The organism is Nocardioides sp., assembly GCF_029937575.1.
GTDB lineage: Bacteria > Actinomycetota > Actinomycetes > Propionibacteriales > Nocardioidaceae > Nocardioides.
Window position 1 is genome coordinate 16,402 of the sequence record NZ_JAPYPS010000033.1, and the last position, 12,302, is coordinate 28,703.

15 protein-coding genes are annotated in these 12,302 nt (G+C 71.4%); 9 read left to right on the plus strand and 6 right to left on the minus strand.

Features of this window, described 5'->3' with window-relative positions:
* Window positions 1–3: 3 nt before the first annotated feature.
* The gene (locus tag Q1K33_RS12400) at window positions 4–1,083 is read right to left on the minus strand and encodes an FAD-dependent oxidoreductase (RefSeq protein WP_300404373.1); all 1,080 of its coding nucleotides are present in this window, start codon (window positions 1,081–1,083) and stop codon (window positions 4–6) included.
* A gap of 54 nt (window positions 1,084–1,137) precedes the next feature.
* On the opposite strand from Q1K33_RS12400, the gene nudC reads away from it, so the two are divergent.
* Entirely contained in the window at window positions 1,138–2,058 is a 921-nt protein-coding gene (gene nudC, locus Q1K33_RS12405) for an NAD(+) diphosphatase (RefSeq protein WP_300404375.1), read from the plus strand.
* A 28-nt stretch (window positions 2,059–2,086) separates the two neighbouring features.
* Here the strand turns inward: nudC and Q1K33_RS12410 are convergent, their stop codons facing one another.
* Window positions 2,087–2,335, minus strand: coding sequence for a mycoredoxin (locus Q1K33_RS12410; protein WP_300404377.1), 249 nt, complete (start codon window positions 2,333–2,335; stop codon window positions 2,087–2,089).
* Between the two features lie 73 nt (window positions 2,336–2,408).
* On the opposite strand from Q1K33_RS12410, the gene Q1K33_RS12415 reads away from it, so the two are divergent.
* The 4 genes from Q1K33_RS12415 to Q1K33_RS12430 all read left to right on the plus strand — a co-directional run bounded on the left by Q1K33_RS12415 (window position 2,409) and on the right by Q1K33_RS12430 (window position 5,623).
* Window positions 2,409–4,475: an ATP-dependent DNA helicase UvrD2 gene (locus tag Q1K33_RS12415; protein ID WP_300404379.1), complete on the plus strand. Its 2,067-nt coding sequence runs from the start codon at window positions 2,409–2,411 to the stop codon at window positions 4,473–4,475.
* Between the two features lie 170 nt (window positions 4,476–4,645).
* Complete coding sequence (locus Q1K33_RS12420; protein ID WP_300404381.1) at window positions 4,646–4,927, plus strand: hypothetical protein; 282 nt, start codon at window positions 4,646–4,648, stop codon at window positions 4,925–4,927.
* 133 nt (window positions 4,928–5,060) lie between these two features.
* Window positions 5,061–5,378 carry a WhiB family transcriptional regulator gene (locus Q1K33_RS12425; RefSeq protein ID WP_300404417.1) on the plus strand — a complete coding sequence of 106 codons (318 nt, stop codon included), beginning with the start codon at window positions 5,061–5,063 and terminating at the stop codon, window positions 5,376–5,378.
* Complete coding sequence (locus tag Q1K33_RS12430) at window positions 5,375–5,623, plus strand: hypothetical protein (protein ID WP_300404383.1); 249 nt, start codon at window positions 5,375–5,377, stop codon at window positions 5,621–5,623. Before Q1K33_RS12425 ends, Q1K33_RS12430 begins: the two co-directional genes overlap by 4 nt.
* Before the next feature lie 175 nt (window positions 5,624–5,798).
* On the opposite strand, the gene Q1K33_RS12435 is transcribed toward Q1K33_RS12430, so the two are convergent.
* Both Q1K33_RS12435 and Q1K33_RS12440 read right to left on the minus strand, forming a co-directional pair.
* On the minus strand, window positions 5,799–6,611 hold the full coding sequence (locus Q1K33_RS12435; protein ID WP_300404385.1) for a hypothetical protein: 813 nt from the start codon (window positions 6,609–6,611) through the stop codon (window positions 5,799–5,801).
* 153 nt (window positions 6,612–6,764) lie between these two features.
* Window positions 6,765–6,923: a DUF5679 domain-containing protein gene (locus Q1K33_RS12440; protein ID WP_300404387.1), complete on the minus strand. Its 159-nt coding sequence runs from the start codon at window positions 6,921–6,923 to the stop codon at window positions 6,765–6,767.
* Window positions 6,924–7,088: 165 nt separating this feature from the next.
* On the opposite strand from Q1K33_RS12440, the gene Q1K33_RS12445 reads away from it, so the two are divergent.
* The 3 genes from Q1K33_RS12445 to Q1K33_RS12455 all read left to right on the plus strand — a co-directional run bounded on the left by Q1K33_RS12445 (window position 7,089) and on the right by Q1K33_RS12455 (window position 9,796).
* Window positions 7,089–7,883, plus strand: coding sequence for an enoyl-CoA hydratase-related protein (locus Q1K33_RS12445; RefSeq protein WP_300404389.1), 795 nt, complete (start codon window positions 7,089–7,091; stop codon window positions 7,881–7,883).
* A 301-nt stretch (window positions 7,884–8,184) separates the two neighbouring features.
* On the plus strand, window positions 8,185–9,249 hold the full coding sequence (locus Q1K33_RS12450; RefSeq protein WP_300404390.1) for a PHP domain-containing protein: 1,065 nt from the start codon (window positions 8,185–8,187) through the stop codon (window positions 9,247–9,249).
* Window positions 9,250–9,271: 22 nt separating this feature from the next.
* Complete coding sequence (locus Q1K33_RS12455) at window positions 9,272–9,796, plus strand: M48 family metallopeptidase (protein ID WP_300404392.1); 525 nt, start codon at window positions 9,272–9,274, stop codon at window positions 9,794–9,796.
* On the opposite strand, the gene Q1K33_RS12460 is transcribed toward Q1K33_RS12455, so the two are convergent.
* Both Q1K33_RS12460 and Q1K33_RS12465 read right to left on the minus strand, forming a co-directional pair.
* Window positions 9,768–10,361 (minus strand): NUDIX domain-containing protein, encoded by a 594-nt coding sequence (locus tag Q1K33_RS12460; protein ID WP_300404394.1) that lies wholly within the window; start codon window positions 10,359–10,361, stop codon window positions 9,768–9,770. The genes Q1K33_RS12455 and Q1K33_RS12460 overlap by 29 nt on opposite strands.
* Complete coding sequence (locus Q1K33_RS12465) at window positions 10,358–11,749, minus strand: zinc-dependent metalloprotease (protein WP_300404396.1); 1,392 nt, start codon at window positions 11,747–11,749, stop codon at window positions 10,358–10,360. Before Q1K33_RS12465 ends, Q1K33_RS12460 begins: the two co-directional genes overlap by 4 nt.
* A gap of 79 nt (window positions 11,750–11,828) precedes the next feature.
* Here Q1K33_RS12465 and Q1K33_RS12470 point away from each other — a divergent pair, with 79 nt between their 5' ends.
* Window positions 11,829–12,269, plus strand: a complete 441-nt coding sequence (locus tag Q1K33_RS12470) for a molybdenum cofactor biosynthesis protein MoaE (RefSeq protein ID WP_300404397.1) — start codon at window positions 11,829–11,831, stop codon at window positions 12,267–12,269.
* Window positions 12,270–12,302 lie beyond the last annotated feature (33 nt).

A 12,302-nucleotide genomic window follows, 5' to 3' on the forward strand; every position in this document is an offset into this window, starting at 1 on the left:
GGGTCAGGCGGGCACCGCGACGTCGGGGTCGCTCGGCCCAGCGAGTCGTCGCACGACCCGGCTCGCCGCGAGCCGGCCGGCCCGGTTGGCGCCGATCGTGCTCGCCGACGGCCCGTACCCGACCAGCTGCACGCGCGGGTCAGCCACCGCCGTCGTGCCGTCGAGCGCGATGCCGCCGTGCGCGCTGCGCAGGTGCAGGGGCGCGAGGTGGGTGATCGCCGGGCGGAAGCCGGTGGCCCACAGGATGACGTCGACGCGCTCGCGCTGGCCGTCGTCCCACCGGAGGCCGTCCGGCTCGATCGCGCTGAACATCGGCCGGCGACGATAGGCACCGAGCTCGTCGGCCAGTCGCTCCTGCTCGCGCAGCGCCAGCCCCGTCACGCTCACCACGCTCGCGGGCGGCAGCCCCCGCCGTACCCGCTCCTCGACCAGGGCCACCGCGGCGCGGCCGACGTCGGGCGTGAAGTCGTCGGTGCGCCAGACGGGTGGGCGGCGGGTCACCCAGAGAGTGTCGGTGACGGGGGCGATCTCGCCGAGCAGCTGGACCGCGGAGGCGCCACCACCGACCACGAGCGTGCGGCGGCCGCGGAAGTGCTCGGGACCGGGGTAGTCGTGGGTGTGCAGCTGCTCGCCACGGAAGCTCGCGGCTCCCGGGTACGACGGCACGAACGGCTGCGACCACGTGCCGGAGGCGTTGACAAGGGTGCGGGTGACCCAGCGTCGTGTCCCGGCGTGGACCACCAGCAGACCGGCCTCGGCACCGGTGCCGTCGACCACCCGGTCGACGGGCACGGGTCTCAGGACGGGGAGATCGTGGGCGGCCTCGTAGCCGGCGAAGTAGGCCGGCACCGCCTCGTTGGCGCGCTCGCTCCCCTGCGGCTCCGGCCGCTCGGCGTCGGGAAGCGCGGCGATCCCGTGGACGTCGTCCATGCTCAGCGAGTCCCAGCGGTGCTGCCAGGCGCCACCGGGTGAGGCGTCGGCGTCGAGCACGACGTGGTCGATGCCACGCCGGGCCAAGTGGTACGACGTGGACAAGCCTGCCTGCCCGGCTCCGATCACCACACTGTCCAGGGTGCTGTCCACGTGGGGTCAACACCCGAGGGGCGCGGAGTATTGCCCGCTCCTAGGGTGGGCGGTGTGACCTACCCGCACCTCGAGCTCAGCGCCGACCCCCACGACCGACTCGGCCCGCGACGGGCCGACGACGCCTGGCTCGAGGAGGCGTGGGCCGATCCGTCCACGCGGGTGCTGGTGGTGGCCGGGACGCGGGTGCGTCCCGTCGACGGTGCACTGCCGTGGGTCTCGCCCCAGGATGCTCCCGAGGGCCTGCGCGTCCTGCTCGGTGAGCGGGACGGGACCGCGTGGTGGGCCCTGATCGCCGATGCCGCGCTGGCCCGCGACCCCGATCAGCAGGGGGAGTGGCTCCCCCTGCGGGGACTTCTGCCTGCCCTGGTGGGGGACGCGGTGGCTCAGGCGCCGCTCGTCTTCCATGCCCTCGGTCTCGCCGAGTGGCACTGGGCGACCCGCTTCTGTCCTCGGTGTGGAGGTCACCTGACGCCGGCCGTGGCCGGCCACGAGCTGCGCTGCGACGACTGCGGCAAGCCGCAGTTCCCCCGGACCGATCCCGCGGTGATCATGGTCGTCACCGACGGCGAGCCCGGCTCTCCCGAGGAGCGTTGCCTCCTGGGCCGCTCACCGCTGTGGCCGGCCGGCCGCTTCTCGACACTGGCCGGGTTCTGCGAGCCGGGGGAGAGCCTCGAGGACGCCGTACGCCGTGAGGTCGCCGAAGAGGTCGGGGTGGTCGTCGGCGACGTCACCTACTTCGGCAACCAGCCCTGGCCGTTGCCGCAGAGCCTGATGCTGGGCTTCGTCGCCCGCGCCACCACCGACACCATCACCGTCGACGACGTCGAGATCGAGGCCGCCCGCTGGTGGACCCGCGAGCAGATGCGCGCCGAGGCCGAGAGCGGCGAGCTCGTGCTGCCCGGCGGTGTCTCGATCAGCCGTTCCCTGATCGAGCACTGGTACGGCGGGCCGCTTCCGGGAGCGTGGGGCTGACCCGTCACACATGTGTGACGGGTCGACGTCAGCCCGCGAGCGAGGCGACCTTCTCCTTGACCTGCTTCAACGACGGGTTCGTCTGAGCGGTGCCGTCGGAGTACACGAGCGTGGGCACGGTCTGGTTGCCGTTGTTGGCCTTCTCCACGATCGCAGCGGCCTCGGGCTGCTGCTCGATGTCGACGACGTCGTAGGTGATGCCCTCACGATCGAGCTGGCTCTTGAGGCGGTGGCAGTAGCCACACCACGGGGTGCTGTACATCGTGAAGCTGCTCATCTGGGAGTGTCCCCTCCGGCGTCTAGTCTCGTGCTGTCGCCTGATCCAACCACCGCCTGCCAGGAGTTGTTCCATGTCCACTGGGTCCCAGGGGCCTGATGTCGCGGCGCTGCTCTCCGGCCTCGACCCCGAGCAGCGCCGGGTGGCCGAGACGCTGCGCGGGCCGGTCCGGGTGCTGGCCGGTGCCGGCACCGGCAAGACGCGGGCGATCACGCACCGCATCGCCCACGGTGTCCTGACCGGGGTCTATGCGCCCACCGAGGTCCTGGCGGTCACCTTCACGACGCGGGCGGCAGGCGAGATGCGCGGTCGGCTGAGAGGGCTGGGGGCCGGCGGAGTCCAGGCGCGCACCTTCCACGCCGCGGCACTGCGTCAGCTGCGCTACTTCTGGCCCCACGTGCACGGCACCGAGCTGCCGACCCTGACCGAGTCCAAGATCCCGATGGTGCGCGACGCTCTGCGCCAGCTGCGGATCAACGGCGACCTGGCGCTGTGGCGCGATCTGTCGTCGGAGATCGAGTGGGCCAAGGTGAGCAACGTCCGCCCCGAGGACTACCCGGCGATCGCCACGGCGCGCGACCGGTCCGTGGCCCAGCTCGACGTCGACACCGTCGCCCGGGTGCTGTCGGGCTACGAGGACGTCAAGCGCGGGCAGGGCCGGATGGACATGGAGGACGTCCTCCTCCTGACCGCCGGGATCCTCGCCGACGACGAACGCGTGGCTGCTCAGGTGCGCCGCCAGTACAAGTGGTTCGTCGTCGACGAATTCCAGGACGTCTCGCCCCTCCAGTCGGCGTTGCTCGACCTGTGGCTCGGTGGCCGCGACGAGATCTGCGTGGTGGGTGACCCCGCCCAGACGATCTACTCGTTCGCCGGCGCCAACGCCGACTACCTGCGCGACTTCCCCCGCAAGTACGACGCCACCACGTCCATCGAGCTGGTGCGCAACTACCGCTCCACGCCCGAGGTGGTCGGCGCGGCCAACACCCTGCTGGCGGGCACCACCAGCACCAGCGTCGAGCTGCGCGCCCAGCAGCCGTCGGGTGCGTCAGTGGTCTACGAGGGCCACCCGGACGAGGTGGCCGAGGCGGCGGCGGTCGCTGCCCGCGTCTCCACGCTGCGGGCCGCCGGACATGCGCTGTCGGAGACGGCGGTGCTGTTTCGCATCAACGCGCAGTCGGAGGCCTACGAGGAGGCGCTGACCGACGCGGGCATCCCCTACGTGATCCGTGGGGGAGCACGCTTCTTCGACCGACCCGAGGTGCGCGAGGCCGTGACCCGGTTGCGCGGTGCAGCCCGTTCCGGTGCGAGTCCCGCCGAGGGCGACACGTGGGTGGATCTCGTGCGCGACACCCTGGCCGGGATGGGCTGGACCACGGCAGCGCCGGAGGCGCGCGGTCAGACCCGTGACCGGTGGGAGTCCTGGCAGGCGCTGGTGAGCCAGGCCGACGCGTTCGCCACCGCCGACGCGCAGGCCGACCTCAACGGCTTCGTCGACGACCTCGACCGACGCGCCACCGAGCAGCACGCCCCGGTCGCCGAGGGTGTCACCCTGGCGACGTTCCACGCTGCCAAGGGACTGGAGTGGGACGCCGTCTTCCTCGTCGGAGTCCAGGACGGCACCCTGCCCTTCACCTACGCCACCAGCCCCGCCGCCATCGAGGAGGAGCGCCGACTCCTGTACGTCGGCATGACCCGCGCCAGGAGCGACCTGGTCATCTCGTGGGCGCAGGCTCGCAACCCCGGTCAGGCCGCGCGGCGCAAGCCGTCCCGCTTCCTCATCCCCCTGCTGCCTGCCTCGGCACAGCCCACGCAGGGTGGGCAGCGCTCGAGCAGCCGCAAGGGCGCACGCACCTGCGTTGAGTGCGGCAAGCCCCTGGCCCCGGCCGACAAGGCGCGTCGTCGCTGCGCTGACTGCCCGGTGCGCTACGACGAGGAGCTCTTCGAGCGCCTGCGCGAGTGGCGCAAGCAGCGCGCCGCCGCCGAGGAGATCGCGGCGTTCATGGTCTTCAGCAACGCCACCCTCGAGCTGGTGGCCGAGCTCAAGCCCCGCACCCCGGTCGCGCTGAAGTCGATCAGCGGGATCGGTCCGGAGAAGCTCGAGAAGTACGGTCCGGACCTGCTCGAGCTCGTCGGTTGAGCGTCGCGCTAGGCACCGGGGACAGAGAAATCAAGGAATCTCGAGAAACAGTCATAAAATGGTTTGCTCCTTACACGACCGGGCGCGTAGCGTGCTCGACATCGGATAACCAACTGCGCACCAGGGTCCTGACAAGGCCCGCGCTCAACGCACCGAAGGAGGTGGCCTCAATGGAGAACATCATCACCATGGCGAAGACGACCGCTTGCCCCAGCACCATCAGCATTTCCAGCAACCCGGGCAGCACGTCTGCTTTTGCCATGTCCACGCGCGGCTGCACCTTCGCTGCTCGCACCGCCGGCCGGCCCCTCGGCCAGCAGTGGATCGATGCCACCGATCTGACGATCGATCTGTCGGCCTCCGTCCGCGAGCGCAAGGTTTCCGCCAAGGGACACGTGGGCTCTGCCGCCTACGTCCCGGGGATCCATGCCTGGAGTCCACCTCTGTGTTGATTCATCACCACACGAGCTGCCTCCAGGCCGCGGAACCCGAAAGGGATCCGCGGCCTTTGTGTTTGTCAGGAGACGCATGACCCAGCACGGCACGACATTCATCAGCGATCAGACAAGAAATTTGGAGGTGACCATGAACGCCAACACCCTCGACCGCACCGCCGGCCAGGCGGCCACCCTGGGCGGCCTTCACGACGAGGCCGGCAAGGTCGACGAGGCACTGCTGCCCTGCCGGGTCAGCAACCCGGAGCTGTGGTTCGCCGAGCTTCCCGCCGACGTCGAGTTCGCCAAGGCACTGTGCCAGGCGTGCCCGGTCCGGGAGATCTGCCTCGACGGAGCACTCGACCGGCGCGAGCCCTGGGGCGTCTGGGGCGGTGAGCTGTTCCTTCAGGGAGTGGTGATCCCCCGCAAGCGGCCCCGGGGTCGGCCCCGGAAGGACGCCGCCGCATGAGCCTGACCGATCAGCAGGTCACGACCACCGTGACCACCTCACGACCACGACAGACCACACACCAGAACCGGAGCACCACCATGAACACGATGCACGAAGACCTCGCGCGGGCACATATGTCCGCGCGCCTGGGAGAGGCGCAGGAGTTGCGTGCGGGCCATCACCTGGCCCGTGCACGGCGCTTGAGCCGCAGGGCCGAGCGCGCAGCGCAGCAGGCCCGTCTCGCCCTCGCTCGCGCTCTGTAGGACCCCCGGAGCTGTCACCTCCGGACCACCCTGATCGCGGGTGAGTCACTGTTGGATCCAAGGAAACACCGGACGGGAGCCGGGTACGACGTCGAGGACGTCGTGCCCGGCTCCTGGTCATTTCGGGGAGCTGGACCACGAGTGGTGGTGACGCGCACCGTGCGTGGCGCCGGCCTCAGTAGGGCAGCTCGTCCCAGCAGCAGCCGCACTCGGGGTGCCGGGGCCACCGACGCGGTCGAGGGACCGGCGCGTGCACGTCGACGCTGGCCGACCACGTCGACGCCCGGTCGCCGCTCAGGAACGCGGTCAGGTCACGAGCGGCCCAGGCGAGGCCGAGCGACCGGGTCAGCGGGCTCAGGGGCGCGGCAGTCAGCCGGGCGAGCTGGGCGACGACGAGAGGTCTGCGGGGGTCGTCGGTGGCCTCGGCTGCGTCGACGCAACGCAGGCAGGCGGTCACGCCCGGCTCGACGAGCGGACCGATCCGCCAGGATCCCGGGGCTCCGGTCCCGCCGATGACCAGGTGGGGGGTGCCGTCAGCCACCCACGGATCCACGGCGGCTCGGGGGAGCGGTCCGTCGGCGCAGACCACGACGATGTCCGGCGTCTGCTGGGGCGTCACCACGGGGATCCCCACGGCGGAGAGGGCCTCCGCGAGACCGCCCGCCGTACGCCCGTCGTCGATCGGGCGGTCGGCGATCGCCACCGTGCCACCACACCGCTGCGAGGCTCCCTCCTCGAGGAGGAGGTCCGCGTCGCGCAGCCGCCGTACGACCCGGGCCCAGGCCGCCTCCGGAAGGTCGGGTGAGCGGAGGTCCGCGACCATACCGCCGCCCAGCGCGTCCAGGAGGGCCAACGTGTCGGGGTCGGCGGTCAGGATCACCCGCTGCGGCGGGTCGAGCCCCACCTGCACGTGCCGCGCGTCACGACGTACGACGTGCACGCCGGCTCGCAGTCGGAGCGCGGTTGTCGAGGCGGGTCGAACAGACACCTGACGAGGGTCACACAGGAGCGCCGGGAGCGTCGGCCCTCATCCACAGGCCCTCCTCGGGCGACCATCGGGCACAGCAGTGGCGGCCCTCCTGCTGCAGGGCCGCCACCGGATGAGCTGTGATGATCTGGGGGGTGCAGGGGCAGGGGCGGATCAGGCCTTGCCGAGGATGCGGTTGAGGTTGGTGCTGCAGACGGGGCAGACCGCCTTGGCCATCCGGGTGCCCTTCTCGTTGACGCGCACCTCGCCCTCGGCCTCGCGCTTCTCCTTGCACTTCACGCAGTAGAACTCGCCGCTCCAGGTCTCAGCCATGACGGCCTCCTTGTTGTTGGTGATGTGTCGACGTGATGGTCGATCGGTGTCGTTGGGGGCACTGAGCTGGGTCTCAGTGTGTCGGACACTACGGCACGGGAGGGCGAGGCGCCCCCCACATCGACACCCCGAGGTGCCCGGCTCGCGCTCAGTAGCATGCTCAGCATGGCTGACCTCACGCACCTCCGTCTCGAGCGCCCCAGCGACGGCGTCGCGCTCCTCGTCCTGGACAACCCCGACCTGCGCAACGCGATGTCGCCGGAGATGACCAGCTCCTGGGTGGCCGCGATCGACGAGCTGGCGGCCGACCCCGGCGTCCGGGTGGTCGTGGTGACCGGTGAGGGCACGGCCTTCTGCTCGGGCGGGATCACGTCCTGGCTGGCCGCCGAGCCCGACGCCAGCGTCGACGAGCTGCGGACCCGGATGATCGCCTTCTACCGCGCGTGGCTCTCCATCCGACGCCTCGAGGTGCCCACGATCGCGGCGATCAACGGCGCGACGATCGGCGCCGGGCTCTGCATGGCGCTGGCCTGCGACATCCGCTACGCCACGGAGTCGGCGAAGCTCGGGATGCCCTTCCTCAAGCTCGGCCTGCACCCCGGCATGGCCGGCACGTTCCTGCTCCCCAACGCCGTGGGAGCCGCTGCCGCGCGCGACCTGCTCCTCACCGGGCGGCTGGTGCAGGGGGAGGAGGCGCTGCGCCTCGGCCTCGTCTCGCGGGTGCTGCCGCGCGAGGGGTTCCTGGAGGAGGCGCTTGCGACCGCCGCCGACGTGGCCGCCAACGCACCGATCGCCACCAAGCTCACCAAGCTCGCCCTGGCCGAGGGTGGCCACCGCGACCTCGACTCGGCGCTGCAGTGGGAGGCGCTGGCCCAACCCATCACGATGGCCACCGAGGACCTCCAGGAGGGCATCGCGGCGAGCCAGGAGAAGCGTCCCGCGCGGTTCAGCGGGCGCTGAGGCCGATCCGGACCCGGGACAGAAGAAGAGACCCCCGGGCCACCGTGGTGACGCTCGCCTTCCCCTGCGAGCATCACCGGATGGCCCGGAGGCCTCGTCTGAGACGACAACCTAGGGAGTCGCGTGGGCCGCGGTCAATCCACCCGCCGGTCGCCCTGTGGAGCAGCCTGTGGATAACCCTGTGCACGGGTAGTCGATCCCGTGGAGGAGTCCGGGAGAGGGCTGTGGAAAACCTGCGGCGGCTGCCCGCCGTACGGCGCTGACCTGCGAGGATGTCATCCACTGACTGTGGAGAGGAAAAATGTCCGACGGAACGACCAACAACACCGAGTACGACGCCGGTCCGGTCGCCGCCCTGCGCCGGATCGCGTTCCTGCTCGAGCGCGCTCGCGAGGACACCTACAAGGTCAAGGCGTTCCGTGGTGCTGCCTCGGCGATCCTGCCGCTGGGCGAGGCCGACGTCGCGCGAGCCGTCGACGAGGGCACCCTCGTCGCCCTGCCCGGGGTGGGTGCGAGCTCGGCGAAGGTGATCGCCGCCGCCGTCCGCGGCGAGGTGCCCGATCGGCTGGCGAGCCTCGAGGCGCAGTACGCCGGTCCGCTCACCGACGGCGGCGCCGACCTGCGCGCAGCGTTGCGTGGCGACCTGCACTCCCACTCCGACTGGTCCGACGGCGGCTCGCCGATCGAGGAGATGGCGATGACGGCGATCGAGCTGGGGCACGACTACCTGGTCCTCACCGACCACTCGCCGCGGCTCAAGGTGGCCCGGGGGCTCTCGGCCGAGCGTCTCTCGCGCCAGCTGGGCGTCGTGGACGCCGTCAACGAACACCTCGGCTCCGACGTCGGGTCCGGCTTCACGCTGCTCAAGGGGATCGAGGTCGACATCCTCGACGACGGGTCGCTCGACCAGGCCGACGACCTGCTCGCGCGCCTCGACGTTCGTGTCGCGAGCGTCCACTCCAAGCTCAAGATGGAGGCGGCTCCCATGACGAGGCGGATGGTCGCCGCGGTGCGCAACCCGCGCACCAACGTGCTGGGGCACTGCACGGGGCGGCTGGTGACCGGCAACCGCGGGACGCGAGGGCAGTCGACGTTCGACGCCCGGGCGGTCTTCGAAGCCTGCGCCGAGCACGACGTGGCCGTCGAGATCAACTCCCGGCCCGAGCGCCGCGACCCACCGTCGGACCTGCTTGCCGTGGCCCGCGACGCCGGCTGCCTCTTCTCGATCGACTCCGACGCCCACGCCCCGGGGCAGCTCGACTTCCTCGTGCTGGGCTGCGAGCGGGCCGAGGAAGCCGGGATCGAGGCGGACCGGATCGTCAACACGTGGCCGCGCGAGCGACTGATGGAGTGGGCCAACCCGTAGTTTGGCGTTAGTTTGCTGTGTCATGGTCACGCCGGACGTGGAGGTACGCCGCTCCAAGCGGCGACGCCGAACGGTCTCGGCCTACCGCGACGGCGAGCGCATCGTCGTGCTGATCCCGGCCTCCTTCACGGCCGACGACGAGGCCGAGTGGGTCGCCTCGATGGTCAAGAAGGTCCTCAAGGCCGAGGAGCGCGCGGCCCTGACCGACGCGGATCTGCTCGACCGGGCGCTCAAGCTCAGCGATGCCTACCTCGGTGGTCTGGCGACGCCCGAGTCGGTGCGGTGGGTCTCCAACCAGCACTCACGCTGGGGGTCCTGCACGCCGGGGGAGCGCAGCATCCGGCTCTCCGAACGGCTCCAGGCGATGCCCGGCTGGGTGATCGACTACGTCCTGGTGCACGAGCTGGCCCATCTGTTGGAGCCGAGCCACGACGAGAAGTTCTGGGCATGGGTGGACCGTTACCCGAAGTCCCGCAAGGCCCAGGGCTACCTGCTGGGGTGGTCGGAGGGCGCGCGGATCAGTCCTCCCCAGGAGTTCCGGGACTGACTCCGACCCGGGCCCGGGCCAGCCGCACGAGGTCGAGCAGCTCGGGCTCCGGGTCGGGCAGGGCACCGGCCGGCCACCAGCGGACGTCGAGCGACTCCTTGCTGATCGCGGGTACGGCGTCCGCCGCCACCACTGCCAGGAAGCGCACGTCGAGGTGATGCACCACCCGGCCGTCGGGATCGGTGCCGGCGGGAGGGCGGCAGAAGGGCACCTCGTGCTCGCTCAGCTGCAGCGGGACCGCGTCGAGCACGAGACCGGGCAGGCCGGACTCCTCGCGCGCCTCTCGGGTGGCGGCGTCGACGAGCCGATGGTCGTCGGGCTCGCAGTGCCCGCCGAGCTGGAACCACCGCTCCGCCTTGGCGTGCAGGGTCAGCAGCACCTGGCGATGATCGGCGCTGAGCACCAGGGTGCTCGCCGTCAGGTGATCGGGCCGGCACGAGCGCTGCATGCCATCCGGGTGGGCCTGCAGGTGCGCCACGTAGCGACGCCGCAGCTGCTCCTGGTCCGGATCGGGCGCGGACCAGGAGCCCAGCGTGGCGAGGGCGTCGGAGTGGAGGTCGCTCACTCGTCGGACTGGTCGCCGTCGAGCAGCTTGCGCAGCTCGGCGTCGAAGTCGGCGGCGTCCAGGTCGGTGGGCGCGGTGGCGTCCTCGCGGAAGCCCAACGGGTCGTCGAGGTCGGAGGAGGTCGGCAGCAGGTCCGGGTGGGTCCAGACCCCGTCGCGGGCCTCGGGTCCCTGCCGGGTGCGCAGCGAGGCCCACAGGGTGGAGGCGTCGCGCAGGCGGCGAGGTCGCAGCTCCAGGCCGACCAGGGCCGAGAAGGTCTGCTCGGCCGGACCGCCGGCCGCGCGCCGACGTCGTACGAGCTCTTGCAGCTTGCCGGCTGCGGGCATCCGCTCGGCAGTCGCCTGGCCGACCACCTCGTCGACCCAGCCCTCGACGAGGGCGAGGGCGATCTCGAGGCGTTCGAGGGCGGCGGCCTGAGCGGGAGAGCGGGGGAGGTCGAAGAGACCACCCTCGAGCAGCTGCTGCATGGACTCCGGGTTGGCGGGGTCGACGCCGCGCAGCTGCTCCTCCATCCGCTGCTGCAGGGCCTCGGCGTTGATCTCCACACCGCCGGCGTAGTCGGTGACGGCGCCGATGAGGTGCTCACGCAGCCACGGCACGTGGGCGAAGAGACGCATGTGGGCTGCTTCGCGCAGCGCCAGGTAGAGCAGGACGTCGTCCTCGCTCACGTCGAGCCCGTCGGCGAAGGCCGTCACGTTGGCAGGGACCAGGGCCGCCTTGCCGGGAGCGCTCAGCTGAAGACCGATGTCGGAGGTGCCGAGCACTTCGCCGGCCAGGACGCCGATCCCGGACCCGACCTGAGAGGCGAGCATCGCGCCGACCGCCTTCCCGACCATGCCCAGGATCGGGCCGGCGGCTGCCTGGGCCTCGGCGGGGAGGGCGTTGCCGATGCCCTTGACCGACTGCTCGGCCACGGGCTCGACGAGCACCTTCCACACGTCGAGCGTGTTGACGATCCACTCGGCGCGGCTCCACGCCGCGGTGGAGGTGACACCGCTCGGGAAGCCGGTGACCTCGTCGAGCCAGTGGTCGGCCAGGCGCACGGCGTCGGCGACGGCCCCGGCCTGTGCGGAGGTGGGCGAGGGGTCGGGGGAGGCAGCGACGGACTTGCGGGCGAGATCGGTGGCGACGTCCCAGTTGAGGGCGCCGTCATAGGGCTGCATCATCGACTGCAGCTGGCCGAAGAGGGCCCCCAGGTCGGGCATCCCGCCGGCTCCCTGGCCTCCCTGGCCGCCGAACATGCCGGCGAGCGCGTTGAGGTCCATGCCGCCCATGCCGCCCATGCCGCCGGCACCGCCGGAGAAGAACTGCTCGAAGGGCGTCCCCTTGAACGGGTTCGCGTCGTCCCCGGGGGTGTCGTCGGGGCCGTTGCGCGGGTCGTCGCTCATGAGCCCCACGGTACGCCGTTCGGCCAACGCCGGTCAGCGCTGGTCACTGCTGCTCGGGGGCGCCGGTAGGGTCGCCGACGTGAGCAGCGACACCACCCCGGAAGCAGTGCGACTCGTGGCGATCCGCGAGACGCCGCTCGACGTCACGGAGGTGCTGGACAGCCTGGACGAGGACGTCGACGGCGGTGTCACGCTCTTCGTCGGGCGGGTCCGCGACCACGACGGCGGTCGCGACGTCTCGGGTCTGGACTACTCCGCGCACCCGAGCGCCCTGGACCGGCTGCGCGACGTGTGCGTCGAGGTCGCCGGACGCCACGACGTGCACGGCGTCTCGGCCGTGCACCGCACCGGCCACCTCGACATCGGCGACATCGCCGTGATCATCGGCACCGCCGCGGCTCACCGCGGTGTCGCCTTCGACTCCTCGCGTGACCTGATCGACACCCTCAAGTCGACGGTCCCGATCTGGAAGCACCAGGTCTTCGTCGACGGCTCCGACGAGTGGGTCGGCACGCCGTGATCACGACGGCGGAGCCGGTGTGATCGATGGTGG